Annotated in this window: 17 protein-coding genes; 11 read left to right on the top strand and 6 right to left on the bottom strand. The window is 47.1% G+C overall.

The features are described from left to right. Positions 1-16: 16 nt before the first annotated feature. The 4 genes from HRU69_08840 to HRU69_08825 are packed head-to-tail and all read left to right on the top strand — an operon-like array spanning position 17 to position 7,598. Entirely contained in the window at positions 17-5,275 is a 5,259-nt protein-coding gene (locus HRU69_08840) for a gliding motility-associated C-terminal domain-containing protein (GenBank protein QOI97588.1), read from the top strand. Between the two features lie 40 nt (positions 5,276-5,315). Further along, positions 5,316-5,567 carry a hypothetical protein gene (locus HRU69_08835; GenBank protein ID QOI97587.1) on the top strand — a complete coding sequence of 84 codons (252 nt, stop codon included), beginning with the start codon at positions 5,316-5,318 and terminating at the stop codon, positions 5,565-5,567. A gap of 47 nt (positions 5,568-5,614) precedes the next feature. Further along, positions 5,615-7,204, top strand: a complete 1,590-nt coding sequence (locus HRU69_08830) for a beta-N-acetylhexosaminidase (GenBank protein ID QOI97586.1) — start codon at positions 5,615-5,617, stop codon at positions 7,202-7,204. Positions 7,205-7,259: 55 nt separating this feature from the next. Next, a complete protein-coding gene (locus tag HRU69_08825; protein ID QOI97585.1) occupies positions 7,260-7,598 on the top strand; it encodes a hypothetical protein in 339 nt (112 codons plus the stop codon). A gap of 5 nt (positions 7,599-7,603) precedes the next feature. On the opposite strand, the gene HRU69_08820 is transcribed toward HRU69_08825, so the two are convergent. Beyond that, positions 7,604-7,765 carry a hypothetical protein gene (locus HRU69_08820; GenBank protein QOI97584.1) on the bottom strand — a complete coding sequence of 54 codons (162 nt, stop codon included), beginning with the start codon at positions 7,763-7,765 and terminating at the stop codon, positions 7,604-7,606. A 37-nt stretch (positions 7,766-7,802) separates the two neighbouring features. Between HRU69_08820 and HRU69_08815 the strand changes: the two genes are divergently transcribed. From HRU69_08815 to HRU69_08795, 5 genes are all read left to right on the top strand, one after another. Continuing rightward, positions 7,803-8,756 (top strand): threonylcarbamoyl-AMP synthase, encoded by a 954-nt coding sequence (locus HRU69_08815; GenBank protein QOI97583.1) that lies wholly within the window; start codon positions 7,803-7,805, stop codon positions 8,754-8,756. 19 nt (positions 8,757-8,775) lie between these two features. Next, complete coding sequence (locus HRU69_08810; protein ID QOI97582.1) at positions 8,776-9,876, top strand: ATP-dependent 6-phosphofructokinase; 1,101 nt, start codon at positions 8,776-8,778, stop codon at positions 9,874-9,876. Between the two features lie 11 nt (positions 9,877-9,887). Then, a complete protein-coding gene (locus tag HRU69_08805) occupies positions 9,888-11,075 on the top strand; it encodes a phosphoglycerate kinase (GenBank protein QOI97581.1) in 1,188 nt (395 codons plus the stop codon). A 96-nt stretch (positions 11,076-11,171) separates the two neighbouring features. Beyond that, positions 11,172-11,429 (top strand): RNA-binding protein, encoded by a 258-nt coding sequence (locus tag HRU69_08800; GenBank protein QOI97580.1) that lies wholly within the window; start codon positions 11,172-11,174, stop codon positions 11,427-11,429. 64 nt (positions 11,430-11,493) lie between these two features. Beyond that, positions 11,494-12,933 (top strand): DASS family sodium-coupled anion symporter, encoded by a 1,440-nt coding sequence (locus HRU69_08795; GenBank protein ID QOI98874.1) that lies wholly within the window; start codon positions 11,494-11,496, stop codon positions 12,931-12,933. A 67-nt stretch (positions 12,934-13,000) separates the two neighbouring features. Here HRU69_08795 and HRU69_08790 read toward each other — a convergent pair whose 3' ends face one another. Further along, positions 13,001-13,366, bottom strand: coding sequence for a hypothetical protein (locus HRU69_08790; GenBank protein QOI97579.1), 366 nt, complete (start codon positions 13,364-13,366; stop codon positions 13,001-13,003). A gap of 132 nt (positions 13,367-13,498) precedes the next feature. Between HRU69_08790 and HRU69_08785 the strand changes: the two genes are divergently transcribed. Together HRU69_08785 and HRU69_08780 are read left to right on the top strand one after the other, a co-directional pair. Beyond that, the gene (locus tag HRU69_08785; GenBank protein QOI97578.1) at positions 13,499-14,056 is read left to right on the top strand and encodes a sigma-70 family RNA polymerase sigma factor; all 558 of its coding nucleotides are present in this window, start codon (positions 13,499-13,501) and stop codon (positions 14,054-14,056) included. 11 nt (positions 14,057-14,067) lie between these two features. After that, positions 14,068-14,592 (top strand): hypothetical protein, encoded by a 525-nt coding sequence (locus tag HRU69_08780; protein ID QOI97577.1) that lies wholly within the window; start codon positions 14,068-14,070, stop codon positions 14,590-14,592. Here HRU69_08780 and HRU69_08775 read toward each other — a convergent pair whose 3' ends face one another. From HRU69_08775 to HRU69_08760, 4 genes are all read right to left on the bottom strand, one after another. Further along, positions 14,593-14,877 carry a hypothetical protein gene (locus tag HRU69_08775; protein ID QOI97576.1) on the bottom strand — a complete coding sequence of 95 codons (285 nt, stop codon included), beginning with the start codon at positions 14,875-14,877 and terminating at the stop codon, positions 14,593-14,595. It abuts the gene before it with no gap. A 77-nt stretch (positions 14,878-14,954) separates the two neighbouring features. Next, positions 14,955-16,256 carry an adenosylhomocysteinase gene (locus HRU69_08770; GenBank protein QOI97575.1) on the bottom strand — a complete coding sequence of 434 codons (1,302 nt, stop codon included), beginning with the start codon at positions 16,254-16,256 and terminating at the stop codon, positions 14,955-14,957. Between the two features lie 108 nt (positions 16,257-16,364). Then, entirely contained in the window at positions 16,365-18,317 is a 1,953-nt protein-coding gene (locus HRU69_08765; GenBank protein ID QOI97574.1) for a HAMP domain-containing histidine kinase, read from the bottom strand. 37 nt (positions 18,318-18,354) lie between these two features. Next, positions 18,355-19,641, bottom strand: coding sequence for an exo-alpha-sialidase (locus HRU69_08760; protein ID QOI97573.1), 1,287 nt, complete (start codon positions 19,639-19,641; stop codon positions 18,355-18,357). Positions 19,642-19,663 lie beyond the last annotated feature (22 nt).

Raw genomic sequence — 19,663 nt, 5'->3', positions numbered from 1 at the left:
GCTTTGACTTAGCTAAATGAATATAAAGAGTATGCAACGATGGATGGTGGTACTGTGCAGTTGGCTGACAATCGCTGCAGGCGCTCAGGATCTTACCCGGCATAACTGGTATTTCGGCAATGGCGGGCAGGCCATCCGGTTTAACCGGACAGATAACTCCCCAGTATTGGTTGCACATCCTAACCTGCTGGGCGTTGGCGGAAGTGCCACAGTAACCGACCAGGTAAACGCCAACCTGCTGTTTTATACCAATGGCAACCAGGTATTTGATGTCACCCATACTCAAATGCCGAATGGCTTCGGATTAACCGCCAACCTTAATGGCAACCAGCATGTGGCCATCTGCCCCGTGCCCGGAGTGCCCAATCAATATTATGTGTTTACCAACACAGCAAGTTTTACATCCGGAGGAACCGTTGCTGTAAGCATGGTGGACATGGGCACTTTTGGAAATGCTGTATTTCCTGCTCCACCCATTGGTGATGTGATATCAAAAAATCAGCCGTTTGGCATTGCGGCAAACAGCCGCTCCGAAGCAATGCTTACCATACCGCATGCCAACGGCACTGATTACTGGCTGATTACCCACGAGAACAATACCGACAACTATACCGTAACCCATATACTGCCGGGCGGTACGTTTAATCACACTACATTTAACAACCTTACCGGCAGCCTTGATATTTCGGCAGCAAACTTTTCGTACGACAGCCTTGCCGGACGTATTGCCGTAACCCCGCAAACAGCCAACCGCAACGTAATTATTCTTGATTTTGACAACGCCACCGGAGTTTTATCCTTTAACCAGTTCGTATTTAATACAGCGCATACTGCTGCGCAGGCATTGTACGACACGGAGTGGAGTTCTAACAGCCGGTACCTGTACATCTCCAGGCTTAACGACTCCGGTACGGATGCGCAGGTACTGCAATTTGATTTACTGAATCCAACCTCCTCATTGTTACCGGTTCTTCCCTCCAATGTTTTCCGCAGCTGGGGATTGCAGATGGCGCCCGACAGCGCTATTTATCATTTGTATGAATCCAGTGCCGGCATTTTCAGGCTCGGAAGCATGACTAATACCGACAGTGTTGCAACCCGTATTGCGTATAACCCGGTTGCCTTTGCCTCCAACCCTAACTTCAACGCGCAGCAGTTTTCTTCATTCTCACCGGGTGTTGATATTAATCTTACGGTTTCATTTGTCTCATCAGGAAGTTGTTCAAATACACCCATTTCATTTTACCCGACCGTAAGCCCCGCAGCCGACAGCCTGGTATGGGATTTTGGCGATGGTAACGGCTCCAATCAATGGAGTCCCATCCACAGTTACCAAACCGGGAGTTCCTATACGGTTACAGTTACGGCCTTTCTTAACGGGCAGTCGGCTTCATCGAGCGGAGTGGTAAACATCAATCAGTTCGACCTTCAACTTACCCTTGTACAGGACACCACCGCATGCGAGTGTGAGTTGCCGGTTAACAACGGCATACCTCCGTGCCCGAACAATACCGCTGATGATTTTTCGGTAACGGTAACTATACAAGGTGGCACACCGGCTTCCGTCATCTGGTCGAATGGCGATGTGGGGCCTGTGCTAACGCCCGATTCAGCAGGCTACTATTATGTTGTTGTAACTGATGGTCTGGGCTGCTCAGCCTATGCCGGTGTAAACGTGCGCGAGTACGGGTTGCAGGACCAGCGGGCCAACATCTGGTACTTCGGGCAAAATGCGGGAATTGATTTTAACCAGCAGCCGCGGGTGGCCATATCCGGACCGGTAACCAGTCCGGAGGGAGTTGCGGTCATCAGTGACCGCAACGGAAATGTTATTTTATCAACTGACGGAACGCGGGTGTACGACAGAAACGACAATGAAATTCCGTTGGCGGTGCCTCCGGGCATCGGGGGCGAGAACGGTTCTACCCAGTCGGCCCTGATAATTCCTGTTCCGGGCGATGAGACACTTTATTATATATTTACCACACAGGAAGTTCATGGAGCCAATACGTATGAACTTCGGTATTCGCTCTACGACATTAAACTGAATAGTGGTGATGGCGGCCTGGCCCAGGTAAACCAGCTCTTGTTTTCAAGAAGTACCGAACGCATAACCGGAAATGGAAACTGGCTCATCGCGCATGAGTACGGTAACAATTCATTTAGGGCCTACCGGATTACGCCCACCGGTATCGGTAATCCGGTTATCAGCAGCATCGGTTCCGATTACCTTGTAACCGATGAAGGGCTGGCACATGGGTATATGAAACTTGGTGCACAGAACCGGCTTATGGTAGCCTTAAGCAGAGCAGTGGCGCCCTCTACTTATCAAATCGCAGCACTTGAAATTTTTGATTTTATTGATACAACAGGTGTGGTTACCAATTTCCGTATGATAGTCCCGACTTATCCAACCGCACCGGCCGGACAGATATACGGGATTGAATTTGCGCTTAACAAGTTCTTTGCCACCATCCGCAATTCTGCACCGGGCCAATCTACGTTGGTTGAATTTTATTTCGATTCGCTGGGAATACCCCACCAGATACTTCCACCGCTTGCCGCAGTGAATGAAGAATTAGGCGCTATCCAACTTGGCCCGGATGGTCAACTGTATGTTGCTGTTAACAATAAACCTTACGTAGGAACAATCACCTTCAATGCCGATACAACATTACTTTCGGGTTTTATTCCAAACGGATTTGCGCTCGCTCCAGGAACACAAAGCCGGTTAGGTTTGCCCAACTTCATACAGAACGTAGGCAATGTGGTTCAGCCGGCAGGCATGCAGATTGCCGGTTTCTGTGAGGGGTCGCCCACCTCATTTCTTGCTTTCGGAACTGATCCGATTGATGAGTTTGAATGGTCATTTGGTGATGGTACAGGATCTACCCAACCACAAGTGGACCATACCTATCCGGTAGTTGGTACGCCAACCAATTACGTTGTTTCATTACGCGTATTTAACCGCTGCGGCTTAGACACCACTATTGTACAAACGATTACCATCTTTCCGCCACCGGCAAACCCTACATTTTTACCTGCAGGCATCCCTCAACCTGTACTTTGTAACGGGCCGCTTACGCTGGAGGCAACACCAGCAACTAATCCGGACCTGGCCGACCTTTCCTTCTCGTGGTCAACCGGTGAAACTACCCGCACCATCAGTGTTAGTCAGCAAAGCATTGTAAGTGTAATTATTACCAACAACGCAACCGGCTGTCGTTCCAGCGGCTCCATTCTGGTGGCAGACAACCGGCCGATTGTTGATCTGGGGCCCAATCAAACCTTATGTCAGAACACTCCGGTATTTCCGCTCAATGCACAGAATCCGGGTACAACCTATGCCTGGACCATCAATGGTGCACCAGCCGGTACAGCACAAACCCAATCGGTTGACTCCAGCATTCCCGGAATCTTTGAATACATAGTGCAGGTTACCGATCCGATTACATTATGCACAGTAAATGATACTGTGACCTTTACATTTAACGAATCGCCCGTGTTCACGGCTGTTGCTTCACCTACAGCCGGGTGCGGAACACTAACCGGACAAATTGCACTCACACTGAACACACCCGCCTCAACCTTGTTTACCTATTTTGTAACCGGCCCTTCAACTTCACTCTCCGATGTTGACCGGCCCGCTGGACCTGTACTGCCACCGTTTACCGGACTGGGTGCCGGCTCTTATGGTATTACCGTAACCGATCAAATATCCGGTTGTACGAGCATCGATGTAGTCAGCATTAATGACAATGTCTTTACGATTTCATCGGTTATCCGGCAAAACACCTGCGACCCGCTGGTACTTCGGGTAACACATACAACAGCATTGCCCTTTACCTACCGCGTTATCAACTCAACTACGGCACAGGTGGTGGCTACGGGGGCTGGTACAGGTTCTCCTTTTGATACACCCGGAGTGCCTAGCGGTACCTACATCATAGAAATGACAGCAGGTGGCTGTTTGTTTGCTTCACCCGCTCAAACGTTTAACCAGGATCCGGTGGTTGCTGTTTCCGGGTTTACTGTCAATCCGTGCACCAACCCCATAACGGTTGGTGTTACCGGTGGCACCGGCTGGTCGTGGAGCGGACCTGACATTGTCGGTTCAGCAACGCTTCAAACCATTTCTGCAAATCCTCCACAAGGAAACCAGGTTTACAATGTAACGGTAACACAGGCAGGATTTTGTCCGCTCAATACATCGGTAACCGTTTTTGTAAATAACAATGTGGTTGCTGATTTCAATCAAAGCGATCCGTGTGAAAACCAGGCTACACTCACGGCTACAGCCACTCCGTCAGGTGCATACACCTTCCGCTGGTACCGCAACGGTGTGCTTATTCCCGGTGGCCAATCCATCCTGGCCGGCCTGGCCGACAACGGGATAACATACCGGGTAGAAGTAGTTAACTCCCTTTCGGGATGTGTTTTCAGTTCTGCATCTAAAACTGTTTTTGTCGCAGGCGATTTGCAAATCACGTTTACTTCAACGCCTCCCTGCATCGGTTCTCCTTTTACACTAACCGGAAGCAGCACAATTCCGGGCACCGCATTTCAATGGGCAGTAAACGGAGTGGATATTGCCGGGGCAACCTCATCAACACTTACCCGCACCACGGCCGGTTTGTACAGGCTTACAGGCACTATACCCGGCTGTACCGAATTTGCCGAACAGGAAATTGTTTTATTCCCGGTTACACCCGGATCATTACCGTCTAAAGCACTCATCTGTAACAACCCGGCCAACCCCGATCCGAATTCGCGCGAAGTACTGCTTGATGCCGGTGGCGGTTTTCAAAGCTACCAGTGGTACCAGGGCGGTGTGTTGTTAACGGGCGAGACGAACCGTACATTACTGGTAACCGAGCCCGGTGTTTTCGGGGTTGATCTGATAAACTCATTTGGCTGTGCTTCATTTGATCAGACCGATGTTATTGAAGAATGCAAGCCGCGCATCGTTGCGCCTACGGCCTTTCGGCCCGGAAGTCAATTAACTGATGCAGGCGGCACTGCACCCAACAAAGAGTTTGGGATTTTCTCCTACTTTGTTGATGATGCCGGTTTTCAGGTCTTCATTTTCGACCGCTGGGGAGGATTGGTATTTCAATCGAACGACCGGCAGTTTAAATGGAATGGCGGCTACAACAACAATATCAGTCAACTGCTGCCTGCCGGAACCTACACGTACATTGTAAAATACAGAAGCGCCTATCGTCCGGAAGATGGACCACAGGAAAAACGCGGAGGCGTAGTGTTGCTGAGGTAAAAGAGCATTACCCATGTTACTTGGAGGATTTCTCAAACAAATGAATGACACAATCCGGTATAACCTGGATTTACGGGAAAAAATCAAACGAAAACCGACCAAGAATTTTCGGGCCACCAAAAAACAACACCTTCGGGAATCCAAAAACTTAACAGAAGCTGAAAGAAAACAATTGCTATTATCCGTTAAGGGAGAGCAGGAAAACGAAAAACGGAAACAAATTATTATCCTCTTCATTTCTTCGATTCTCACCCTTATTTTGCTTTTATTAACCTGGTGGATTTTTTCGTAAACACTATCCGCTATTCCTTATTTTTGTTCCTCTTAACCTCATCGTTTATGTACCGGTACGTTGCAAGCGCTTTACTTTTCATTTTTTTATCATGCGCACCCAAAAAAAATATACAGCCCGATCAATTGATTAATGTTATACCCGCACCCGCTTCGGTAAAAGCCGGTAATGATATTCTGCAATGGAGAGCATCGGTAACAATCGTAGCAGCCTCAACCGATGAGAAAGCCGTTGCTGAATTACTGAAAGAGAATCTCGTAAGAAAGGACCTGAACATAACCATCAGCGAACAGCCTCCCGATGGTGATTTTATAAGACTCGAAATCAATGATGCAGCCAACCTGCACCCAGAGGGCTACCGGTTAACAATAAATAAAACCGGAGTAATTATAAAAGCCCCAACTGCAGCCGGGTTGTTTTACGGGGCACAGTCACTTATCCAACTCGCTGCTGATCCAAAACAAATCCCATTTGTGGAAATTGAGGATCAACCCCGCTTCGCGTACCGCGGCCTTCACCTGGATGTAGGCCGGCACATGTTCCCGGTTGATTTCATTAAAAAAAACATCGACCTGATGGCGCGGTTTAAGTTTAACCGTTTTCACTGGCACCTCACCGAAGATCAGGGCTGGCGTATCGAAATAAAAAAATACCCAAAACTGCAACAGGTTGCCGCCTATCGGAAAGAAACCGTTGTAGGCCATGCCGGCAAATCAAAAAATTATGATGGCACTCCGTATGGTGGTTATTATACCCAACAAGAAATCAAAGAAATTGTGGAATATGCCCGCCAACGCTTTATCACCATCATCCCCGAAATTGAATTGCCCGGCCATTCGCAGGCTGCCCTGGCGGCTTACCCCGAATTAGGTTGTACAGGCGGACCCTACGAAGTGGCCACCACCTGGGGCGTTTTCGATAATGTGTATTGTGCCGGTAAAGAAAAAACATTTCAGTTTTTACAGGATGTATTGGATGAAGTAATCGAATTGTTCCCATCGGAATATATACACATCGGTGGTGACGAGTGCCCCAAAACAAGCTGGAAGAATTGCCGCGATTGTCAGGCCAGACTAAAAAAAGAGAACCTGAAAGACGAACACGAACTGCAAAGCTATTTCATCCAGCGCATTGAAAAATACCTGAACAGCAAAGGGCGGCAGATTATCGGATGGGATGAAATTCTCGAGGGCGGCCTGGCCCCCAATGCCACCGTAATGAGCTGGCGTGGCGAAGCCGGTGGTATAGAAGCCGCTAAACAAAAGCACCACGTCATCATGACGCCCGGCAACTGGTGTTACTTCGACCATTACCAGGATACTGCCGCCACCGAACCACTGGCCATTGGCGGATTTACCCCTGTGCAGGAGGTGTACTCCTACGAACCCATCCCGCCACAACTAACTGCCCAGGAAGCACCGTTTATTCTGGGAGCCCAGGCCAACCTGTGGACCGAGTACATCAAAACTCCGGCTCATGCCGAATACATGGCCTACCCCCGCGCCTGTGCCCTGGCCGAAGTGGTGTGGTCGGATGGCAAAAACCGGGATTACGCTAATTTTGTAAAACGGCTAAAAGCCAACCGGTGGCTGCTGGATGAGATGCGGGTAAACTATGCCAAACATATTTTTAAATAAGGCTACCAAACTTTGCACCCAGCAATTACTTTTGATTAGTAAACCTTCACTTGTCATGAAAAAAATTAGTGTCTTGGTACTGACCTCAGTGTTCCTACTGAATTTTCAGATCATTAAAACCCAACTTACCGTAACGGTACGCAATGAACTGGGCAACACCGAAGAAGGCGCAACGGTTATGCTCTTCGAACGTGAAGAGGACTATAAATCAGAAAAAAATGTTGCTGCCGAAGGAGTAACTGATAAAAAAGGTGTTGCAAAATTTAAAGATCTGAAAGCCATCTCCTACTACATCATCGTCCGGAAAGACGACAAAGACAATGCCGGGGGCGGAGAGCAAACCAGCAGGCTGGAGGCAAATAAAATCAACAAGATTACCGTAGTGATTCAGTAACGGGTTTACCGGTTACTGATAAGCATTACGCCAAAGGCAATTACCATCATCCAGAATTTCATTCCGGCAAGAGCAGGAATGATAATGATCTCCAATTCCATTAACACCGCCAGCAAAACCAGCAACACGGCAATTACCCGTAAAATTGAGCGACTTTTGTTATTCATAGCCTGATGTATTTACTTATCAAATATAACGGATCGCATGGCTGAAATTGGTACCCATATTGAAAAAGCTGCCCAACTGCTGCGCGCAGGCGAACTGGTGGCCATACCCACCGAAACAGTTTACGGGCTGGCGGGGAACGCACTAAATCCGAAGGCGGTTGCCAAGATTTTTGAAACCAAAAACCGACCGCATTTCAATCCCCTCATTGTTCATGTGCCTGATGGAACAACGGCTAAAAGCTACGTTCAGCAATTTCCGGAGCCTGCCGAAAAACTGGCCCGTGCATTCTGGCCCGGCCCATTAACGCTGGTACTTAAAAAGAAGCCTATCATACCGGACCTGGTAACTGCCGGATTCGACACGGTGGGCCTTCGTTGTCCTGACCATCCGTTAACACACACATTACTCAGCCAACTTGCCTTTCCATTGGCCGCACCCAGCGCCAACCTGTTTGGGCGTGTCAGCCCAACTAAACCTGAGCATGTAAATGAACAACTGGGACAGCGCATCCCCTACATCTTAGATGGAGGTTCTTGCGTGGTAGGAATAGAATCCACCATTGTTGGCTTCGAAGAAGACCAGCCTGTAGTTTACCGACTGGGCGGAATAACCATTGAACAGATCCGCCAGGTTGTTGGTGAGGTTTTCATAAAAACCAATGGTACCAAAAACCCAAGAACACCGGGCCAGCTAAAAAGTCATTACGCACCGTCAAAAAAAATTATTCTCGGAAAAATTGAAGAGTTATTGCAGCGCTATCCGGCCCATTGCTCCGGGATCCTAACGCTGTCCAAAGATTTCAACTCACCGCATCAGCGCATGCTGTCGCCCACCGGCAACCTGCACGAAGCCGCGCACAACCTGTTTCAGGCCCTGCGCGATTTTGAAACCATGCCGGTAGATGTTATCCTTGCCGAATTAGTAGAAGAACAAGGCCTTGGGAGAGCCATTAACGATCGGTTAAGAAGGGCCGCTGCAACCGAACCTTAAATACCCAACTTAAAACATTATGAACGGAACAAAAAAAGTGCTTGTGCTAACCGGAGGAGGCGATTGCCCGGGACTTAATGCCGTTATCCGCGGCATTGCCAAACGGGCACGCAAAGAAAAAAACTGGGAAGTATATGGAAGCATTGAGGCTTTTAACGGAATACTGAATGAACCGCAACAAATTGTAAAACTAACCTCAAAAAGAACGGCCGGCATACATGTTAAAGGGGGTACTATCTTAAAGACAACGAACAAATCGAACCCATTGAAATTTCCGCTTCCGCAAAAAAACGGAACCATTAAAGAGGTTGATCGGACTGATGAACTCGTAGAGAAAATCAAAGCCCTCGGGTTTGATGCGGTGATCAACATCGGAGGCGATGGCTCTCAGAAAATCTCAAAAGTACTGTATCAGAAAGGCCTCAACATCGTTGGCGTTCCGAAAACCATCGATAATGATCTTTCAGCAACCGACATGACTTTTGGTTTCCAAACAGCCGTGCAAATTGCTACCGACAGCTTCGATAAACTGGTTACCACAGCCGAGAGCCACCACCGGGTAATGATAATGGAAGTAATGGGCCGCGATGCCGGCTGGATAGCCCTGCACACCGCCATAGCCGGAGGCGCTGAAATTTGCCTGATACCTGAAATACCCTACGATGTAGCAAAACTTGTTAAGCGAATAGATGCCCGGTATAAAGCCGGTAAAGGTTTTGTAAATGTGGTGATTGCCGAAGGCGCTAAGCCCAAAGACGGCACCATCGTGGCACGTGCAGGCGAAAAAGGTTCAGAGCATGTACGGCTTGGCGGAGTTGCCTTTCAGTTAGCAAAACAATTGAAGGATGCCGGTTGCCAGGCTGAAATAAGAGAAACCGTATTGGGCCACATCCAGCGGGGCGGTACTCCTACCGCGTTTGACCGCATACTGGCCACGCTGTTTGGTGTTAAGGCCATGGAGTTGGTAATCCATGGCGAATTCGGAAAAATGGTTGCACTGAAAAACAATACCATTACGTATGTTTCACTTGAAGAAGCCACCCGCGAATACAATTTTGTGAATAAAGATTCATACCTGGTAAAGGCAGCAAAGGGCCTGGGTATTAGCTTTGGCGATTAATTGTGAACAGTATGAAAACCATTGACCAGATAAAATTTTCAGGTAAACGCGCACTGATTCGGGTTGACTTTAACGTGCCGCTCAACAAACAATTTCAGGTTACGGATGACAACCGCATCCGGGCAACCATACCCACCATAAAAAAAATTCTTCAGGATGGCGGCAGTTGCGTACTCATGTCGCACCTGGGCCGCCCAAAAGAAGGGCCCGAAGAAAAATACTCCCTGAAACACACGATTTCAGCCACCGAAAAACTGCTGGACAAAAAAATCTACTTTGCCGCTGATTGTATCGGCAATGAAGCCTACCGGTTATCGGCTGCGTTGAAACCCGGTGAGGTGCTGCTGCTCGAAAACCTTCGCTTTTACAAGCAGGAAGAAAAAGGCGATGAAGCCTTTTCAGAAAAGCTATCCAAACATGGCGATGTATATGTAAACGATGCCTTTGGCACGGCACACCGTGCCCACGCTTCCACAACTATTGTAGCCAAGTTTTTCAAAGAAAAATGTGCCGGGTATGTGATGGCAGCCGAACTGGCCAATGCAAAAAGGGTAATGGAAAACGCGGAAAGACCTTTTACTGCCATTATGGGTGGTGCAAAAATTTCCGATAAAATCCTGCTGATTGAGCAATTACTCAACAAAGTGAATCATTTAATAATAGGCGGTGGCATGTCGTACACTTTTTTTAAGGCACTTGGCGGAACCGTAGGCAATTCACTGGTTGAACCAGATAAACTGGATTTAGCCAAATCGCTGATACAGCAGGCAAAAGCCAAAGGCGTTGAACTTCACCTTCCTATCGACTCCATCATAGCTGATAAGTTTGATGCCGCAGCCAACACCGATATTGCCAATAACAACGCCATACCCGATGGCTGGATGGGACTTGACATCGGTCCGCAGGCTGCACAGGTTTTTGCCGGAGTAATTGAACAATCAAAAACCATTTTGTGGAACGGACCAATGGGTGTTTTTGAAATGGAGAAATTTTCCGGAGGAACAAAGGCAGTGGCCGAGGCGGTAGTCCGCGCAACAAAGCAAGGTGCATTCTCACTTATTGGCGGAGGCGACTCGGCAGCCGCAGTAAACCAGTTTGGCCTGGCAGATGCAGTAAGTTATGTCTCCACCGGAGGGGGCGCCCTGCTTGAGTATTTTGAAGGAAAACTACTTCCGGGTGTGCAGGCATTGAACCAGTAAAGCCCGACTGGCGTAACAAAATTTTTGTTCTATATTTGTTTAGGCTGGCAAGTAAGCCGGCCTAAACGTTTGTTTTACTTAATTCCCTCTTGTACCATGAACATTTTTGTTGCTAAACTGAATTTCAAAACCCGCTCGGAAGACCTGCAAAAGGAATTTGAAAAATTTGGACAGGTAACTTCAGCAAAGATTGTGAAAGACCGCGAAACCGGCCGCTCGAAAGGATATGGATTCGTAGAAATGCCCAACGATGACGAAGCCCGCGCTGCCATTGAAGGATTAAACGAAAAAGAGTTTGATGGCCGCGTTATCGTGGTAAAACCCGCTAACCCAAAGCCATCGGGTAACGACTAATAAAATTGAAGAACCCCGGAACCACCGGGGTTTATTTTTAGCTGCTAAATCAAATCCAGTGCACATTTCAAACCGTATCGGATTCTTTCTGGGGCCTTTGCTCTTTGTCCTCGTTTTGCTGCTGTTTCCGGCCGGCCTGATTTCTCCAAAAGCCCCGGCCGTGCTTGCCCTTGCCGCCTGGATGTTAACCTGGTGGGTAACCGAAGCTGTGCCAATTCCGGTAACGGCCTTGCTGCCCATGATAGGCTTCCCACTGATGGGCGTTATGAAAATCAGCGCAGCTGCTGCACCCTATGCCAACCCGATAATCTTTTTGTTTATGGGCGGTTTTATGATTGCCCTTGCACTGGAAAAACACCGGTTACACGAACGCATTGCACTTAACCTCATCCGGCTAACCGGCACCTCAGGTAACGGAATTATTCTTGGCTTTATGCTCGCTACGGCCTTCCTCAGCATGTGGATTAGTAACACGGCAACAGCCATGATGATGCTGCCCATTGCAACTTCAGTTGTTCGGCTGATTATTACCAATTCCGAAGACGCTCAAAAAATTGAACATCCGGGAGAACGGAATTTCGCCCTCGGTCTGATGCTCTCGGTTGGCTATGCTGCTTCACTGGGCGGCATGGCCACCCTAATCGGCACACCACCTAACGTGGTGTTTGCCGGTATCCTCAACGATATGTTTCAAATCAGGATTTCGTTTGCCGAGTGGTTTATTGTGGGGTTTCCGGTAGCAACATTGTTGGTTTTGGCAAATTATATTGTTGTAACCCGCATTTTATTTCCAAATCGCCTCCCGAAAATTCCGGGTTCAGACCAGTTGTTACAAACACGTTTAGCCGCTTTAGGGCCTTTAAAGAAGGGTGAAAAACTGGTATTGGTTGTTTTTTCCATTACGGCATTTCTATGGATGTTCCAGCAACTGATTAACTCCTTATTAGCCTGGGATTTTCTTAATGACACCACCATTGCTGTTTTTGGCGGAGTGCTGATGTTTATCGTTCCGGTTAATTTCCGGAAGGGTGAATTTATTTTGCATTGGCCGGATACCGAAAAAATGGGCTGGGGCATTTTATTTCTTTTCGGGGGTGGTTTATGCCTGGCCGAAGGACTTAGCGTTTCCGGAATTATTCCGGCTGTTGGAACCTGGGTTGCCGGGCAAAGTCAGTACAGCATTTGGTTAACCTTAACCCTCATCATCATTTCCGTTTCGCTATCCGAAGTGATGAGCAATGTGGCCCTTGTAAATGTGTTCGTACCTGTTGTTTTTGGAATAGCCCAGGTTATGCAGGTAAACCCGATTTTGCTTGGGTTGCCGGTAACCTTAGGGGCAAGTATTGCACTGATGTCGCCCATTGCCACACCGCCCAATGCCATCGTATTTTCCAGCGGTCACATCCGTATTCAGGATATGGTCAAGGCGGGTGCCTTGCTGAATGTAATTTCAGTACTCATCATCTGGCTCATCTCCATTACAGTTATGGAGTGGTACTGGTAAGAAATTGAGCTGCAAGTTACAGCCATTAAGCTACCAAGCTTAAAGCAATAACTTGCAACTTAAATAGTTAGCGGTTTAAGTTCCGCTCATCTCTGATCTTCTTCTCCTCCACCAGGTACGCAGCCCCCAGACCCAGGCCGCCAAAAATAAAGAGCATGGAAAAATAGGCCACCTCTTCCATATCAAAAGCCCTGTCGAGGAAGTACGCGATGAGTAACCCTGCTCCCGCACCGATAAATAACAGGGAGGCACGAAGTGTACCCGAACTGCTTTGCCGCGCCTTTTTGGTAAATAGTGAAGGATCAACACCCTTCTCAATCATGGCCATCCGCTCGGCATTTTCAAACCTGCGCAGGTAAACAATCATTATAAAGGCACCGATTATACCTACTATAGGTATCATTATGCCAAATATGGGAACCATTCCATCCATAGATTTTAAAATTTATTGCTGTTTTTCGCTTTGACGCCTCTGCGGTTTACCGGGTTACAAGTAAATCCCGACTTCTTAAATCCAGGCAAATGCTGTAACTTATCCGTAAAAGCAGACGTCAAACGGTACGTCATGACAACCGAACAGGAGTTTGCCATTATAGACCGGGTACTGGCCGGGCACCAGCATGCCTATGCCGAACTGGTAAACCAATACAAAAACTATGGATTTACCCTGGCTTTAAAGATACTGAACAACCGTGCAGAGGCAGAAGAAGCAACTCAGGATGCATTTGTTAAAGCGTACCATCACCTGAGGAACTTTAACCGTAATTCTAAATTTTCAACCTGGCTCTACCGGATTGTTTTCAATACTGCGGTGAGTTATAAACGAAAACAAAAAGGAACTTTTCAATCCATAGAAAAAACAGAAGTGAGACTCTACCCGGAAAGCGAAAACCAGTTGGAAAAAGATGATAAGAAAAAATTCATTACCGCGGCAATGACCATTTTAAGCGAAGCCGACCGGCTTGCACTTACGTTGTTCTACCTGAAAGAGCAATCGTTGGAAGAAATAGCAGAAATAACCGGCATGCAACCGAACACCGCAAAAGTAAGAATACACCGTGCACGGCAACGACTGGCCGATGAACTTACCCGGTTATTAAACAAGGAAGCATTAACATTATAAACAAATACGGTATGGGAAAGCAACCCGATATATCCGATGACCAATTACTGAACTACCTTGACGGAACCCTGAAGCCGGAGGAACAAACTTTACTTAAGCAAACCCTGATGAGCAATCAACGGGCTAACGAGCGGCTTGAAGAGCTCCGGTTAATTCACACCTACCTGAAATCAGTCCGCGTAGAAGAAACTTCAAAAAATTTTACCGAAGGTGTAATCAACCGGCTGAACCAACCGCAATTATCAGGTTATTTAACCCGTAACGGCATCCTGTTACTTGCAGGTGCACTGGTTACAATTGGATTAGCTTCATTGCTTCTTTCGAGCGGCATGTTTGATTCTGTTACCTCTATTAATCTGAATCAATTGGGCATTACTAACACGTATTTTGAGAGAAATCTGCCTACCATCCCTTTTAACGGGAGGTTAATTGTAAACATGGTAATCCTTGCCAATATCGCTTTGGCTTTTATTGTATTAGACCGTACAGTACTTAAACCGTGGTTTGAGCGCAGGCGAACGATGAACCTGTTGTAACTAGTTTGGCCCGTCTTTTTGCTGGTGACAATCAACCTTCCACTCCCTGGCCAGTGCGAGCTTGCCTTCTTTGGCCTTTTTTACCAGGGCCTCCTTTGTTTCTTTGCAGCCGTTGTCAACATAGCGATAGGGCATACCATTAATGATAAAGTTGTAATGGCAGGTTTTTGTAGAATGCTGCTTGCGCATGCACACTAATTCGACTTCATCCTCAACCCGCGATTTCATGCCAAGAGAGGCCAGGAAAGCTACGGCTACCAGCACTTTAACAATAAAAAATTTCATGGTACAAATATAGCAGGCTTCAAAATGAAAAAACCCCGCATTTTGCGGGGTTCAGCATTCATGTAATAAAACAGGCCTTAATACCGGTAATAGTCGGGCTTGAAAGGCCCCTGCTTATCAACCCCAATGTAGCTGGCCTGCTTATCGTTAAGTTCTTCCAGGTCAACCCCGATTTTACTTAAATGCAAACGTGCAACCTTTTCATCAAGGTGCTTGGGTAAGGTGTAAACCTTGTTCTCATAATTTGCGGAATTCGTCCAAAGCTCAATCTGTGCGAGGGTTTGATTGGTGAATGAGTTAGACATAACAAACGAGGGATGCCCGGTGGCACAGCCCAGGTTAACCAACCGGCCTTCGGCCAACAGAATTATCTGGTTACCGTTTTTCAGGGTAATCAAATCTACCTGTGGTTTTATGGTATCCCATGAGCCGTTTTTGCGAAGCCAGGCCACATCAATCTCGTTATCAAAATGGCCGATATTGCAAACAATGGCCTTGTCCTTCATCTTCATAAAGTGGCGGTCAACCACAATGTCGCAGTTTCCGGTAGCAGTAACCACAATATCCACATCGCCCACCACATCATCCAGTTTCTTCACTGCAAATCCGTCCATGGCTGCCTGCAACGCGCAGATGGGATCAATTTCGGTAACAATTACGCGGGCACCGGCACCACGCAAGGAAGCGGCCGAGCCTTTACCCACATCGCCATAGCCGGCTACCACGGCAACCTTACCGGCCAGCATAATATCGGTAGCTCTGCGGATGGCATCTACCAGGGATTCTTTGCAACCGTATTTATTGTCAAACTTCGATTTGGTTACTGAATCATTAATGTTAATGGCCGGCAAGGGCAGTTTGCCATTCTTTTCGCGTTCCATAAGCCGGTGTACACCGGTTGTTGTTTCTTCTGAAATTCCCTTAATACCTTGTACAAGTTCGGGGAAGCGATCCAACACCATATTGGTCAGGTCTCCACCGTCATCCAAAATCATATTCAGCGGCTTACCATCTTTAAAAGCAAAGAGGGTTTGCTCAATGCACCAGTCAAACTCCTGTTCGTTCATGCCCTTCCAGGCAAAAACCGGTATGCCCGCAGCGGCAATAGCGGCAGCGGCATGATCCTGCGTGGAGAAAATATTGCAGCTTGACCAGCTAACCTCAGCCCCTAATTCAATAAGCGTTTCAATGAGCACAGCCGTTTGGATAGTCATGTGCAAACAGCCGGCAATACGGGCGCCTTTTAAGGGTTTTTTCGGGCCATACTCTTCGCGGATAGCCATCAAACCCGGCATTTCGGCTTCGGCCAGTTTAATCTCTTTACGACCCCATTCGGCCAACGAAATGTCTTTTACCTTGTATTTCAATGTTTCTACCATGTTTTTATAGATTTTTCACTTCATTAAAGAACCCGCCAAAACAGTAAATGTTATGGCAAGGGCACAAAAATACCAGAAAGGATTTAAAAATCCGTACCGGGATATCTATTAAACAATAAACTTTTTCATCCAGGCAATAGCTAATTCAATTGAATCGAAATTGCGTAACTCAACATTAAGGTCGGCTGTTACCGATTGCATGCGGGCAAAATAATCGCTTCGTATCGGATCATTAAACCCAATGGTACCGATACGCTTTAGTCCATTTTGGTGAGCTGCTTTTAGCACGTTTTGGATAAACCATTGCTGATCCTGAGCTGGCACAACTCCCTGATTGCGGAGGTCGGCAATCCAACCCGGGGTTTTGTAGGCTTTAATTGTTTGCAAAACATTTTCAAATACGTTGTGGTAGTCTTCACTGGTTATGTTTCGCTTCCATACAATGACAGTATTGTTGATGTTGGCATCGAAATAAAGCTGGGCTGCATCGTTTTCAAAAAATACCTGCTTGTCAACATCGGTGGGTACAGGCAACGTCATCCGAAACAGGGTTCCTTTATCCGGTTCACTTTCAACCTCAATCCTCCCACCCATAATTTCCAACTGGGTTTTTACCAGGTACAGCCCCAAACCTTTACCAGGTACATGGTGATGAAATCGTTTGTACAATTTGAATAAATTTTCACCCTGCTTATTCAAATCGATACCCAAACCGTTATCGCTTAATTCAATGATGGCTTTATCCGGATGGAGCAAATAACTATTTACCGTGATAACCAATACACACTCGGGGGAGCAGTATTTAAAGGCATTACTGACCAGGTTATAAAAAATGCTCTGGAGCATCGGGCGGATTCCATACAGGTAAGGAGCTTTTTCAAAATTCACAGTTAACCTGGCGGCTGAATGGTTACCTACCAGCGACAGGGCTTTGTCCCATTCGTCCTTCAGTGCAATGCGTTCGCGCACACGGTACAAGTCGTTGCGGATATCTATGATCTGCGAAAGGTCCTTTAATATAGAGTCCAGTTCATTGGCAGACTGGTGAATAAACCGGGTAAGTTCGGCTATTTCATTTTTATTTTCGGAATGGCGCACCAGGTTAGTAAGGCCCAGCAGGCGGGCCACCGGCCCGCGCAGGTTATGCGAAACCGTAAATGAAAACTGGCGCAATTCATTATTGGATTTCACCAATTCCTCGTTGGTGATAAATAAGTCAGCGCTTTTTTCCCGAACCAACCGTTCCAACTCAAGGTTATACTCCTGCAACTTTGCCCGTTGCTCGGTTATCAGTTGGTTAGCTTGTTCCAGCATTTCATGACTGGTTTGCAGTTCTTCGTTTTGCTGCAACATTTCTTCATTCTGAGCAGTCATTTCGTGCGAGATTGCCTCTAATTTTTTGTTCTGTGTTACTAACTCATGGTTTAGTTGCTTTAACTCTGACAACGCATGACGAAGGTCAAGCGAAGCCCGTTGATCACGCCATTTTAAGATAAACACAGCCGCCAGCAGCCCAACAAAAGAAATAAACACCACATAATTGATGTAGTAATATGATTCAACAGTAAAGCCCCGCTGGTAGTAACCAACACCAACCAGGTTATGAATGGGATCGAAAAAAACCAGGCAAATAAAAGTTGAGACCAGGCATACCGAAATTTTAACCCACTCACGCAGTTCAAACACAATGGCAGGCAAAATGGTAGTTATTAGTAAAATAAACCGGCTATCAAAATAACCGATATACGATTGACGGGGCTCTTCAAGTTTGCCCCATAAGGTACCAACCAGTGTAAGCCAAACGGGTACCAGGCAAAAAAGTAGCCGGCCGGCATTGGTGTAACCCATGCGGTTTAAAACAATAACCACCCCAAATAACACAACAACTCCTGCAATCAGCCAAAGGGTATTACCCCAGCCAAATAACCCATAGAGGATAAATACCAAAATCAGGCTAAGGATGGCAAACAGCAATGAGAGAATGTTGGCAATAAAAACAAACTGCTTCCGCTCGTCTGATTCATAAGAGGGCGCCCGAAGGAAAGAGATAAGCGAAGCCAAGAGGATACTTATTGGTATTAAAAGCAAAAATACTAAACTACCGCTGACCGGCTAACTGCCGGTGGATGAGGATGCTGGACCATATACTGGTTTTGCCATTATCCATACGTGTCCATACCGGTACAATAATCTCATTGTACACGGATATACCAATGTACTCACCAAGATTTGCATCAGCGGTTGGCTTAAACGGTGATTCACTGATTTTTGTATTCTTAAAACTTGTGCCGTTATCGGTCGACCAGGCCAGGTAAACATCGGTACGGTCATCATCGTAGTTGTGCTGGTCATAGTATACAACATAGATGAAACCGGTAGAGGGGTCAACCGTCATGGCCGGCATAAACTGGTGGCCTTTGCTTTCGATATGAATGCGTATGGGGGATGTCCAGTTATCGCCCATATTAAATGAGCGCATAAACCAGATGTCGGCATCGCCTTCCCCATCGTCCGTCCATACTAAATACAAGGCACCGCTGTACATGCCTTTGCTTTGATCACAGACCAACACAGGTAAACCATTGGATCGGCCCACTCCAGGAATATTCATTGACCAGCCGCCCGGCTGGTTGGTTAATACGATATCGTTGGTTAGCCAGGTGGTTCCACCATCAAATGAACGGTCCATGAAAATTTTCTCCTGATTAGCCCACACAATAAAAATCTTGCCGTCAACCGTGGCAGCAGGCCAGGCGCCCAGGGCAGTATTATCATCATTCCGGCAATTGCCCGGTTGTTGAGAAATAATGCGGGGTTTTGAATACTTCGTACCATTGGAAGATTGACTGAATAAAATCCGGCTTTGGCAGGCCGGTGCTTCGCTGCTCAGTTCGTCAAACTCCGTCCATGCCACATACATATTACCTTTTCTGTCGGTAACGGCACGAGGCATTACCTGGTCTTTTAACGCATTAAGGCCAATGGAGGCTCCGGCATCCCAGGTTCTGCCACCATCGGAAGATTGCTGCCCTACAATCCGATCAAGAAACAATTCACTGGCCTGCTGTTTACCGTCCGGATCGGAGTGATGGAAATAAGTGAAGGTTCCTTTAAAGTCAGAAAGGAGTGCCGGGTTTCCAAAAACGCCATAAGGGGAACGAAGTTTTGACTTTATCCAGGATAATCCGCGATTATCGGTATAATAAACATTGCTCGGGGCAGAACCAACAACAATCGCCTCGGGGTTTCTGTAGCTGACTGCTACTGAGGGGTTATGTGGATAGATACCTTTGGTCCCTGAGCTGTCCAGTAAAATATTTTTATGCTGGCCTGCTGTGTTACCCCAAATTACTGCAAGCAATCCAATTACCAGAAATCTCTTCATTGAGCGAAATAAGCAAAAACGG

The sequence above is a fragment of the Flammeovirgaceae bacterium genome (assembly GCA_015180985.1).
Lineage (GTDB): Bacteria > Bacteroidota > Bacteroidia > Cytophagales > Cyclobacteriaceae > UBA2336.
The sequence above is the reverse complement of the archived record's forward strand: the minus strand, read 5'-3'. Positions and strand labels throughout refer to the sequence as shown.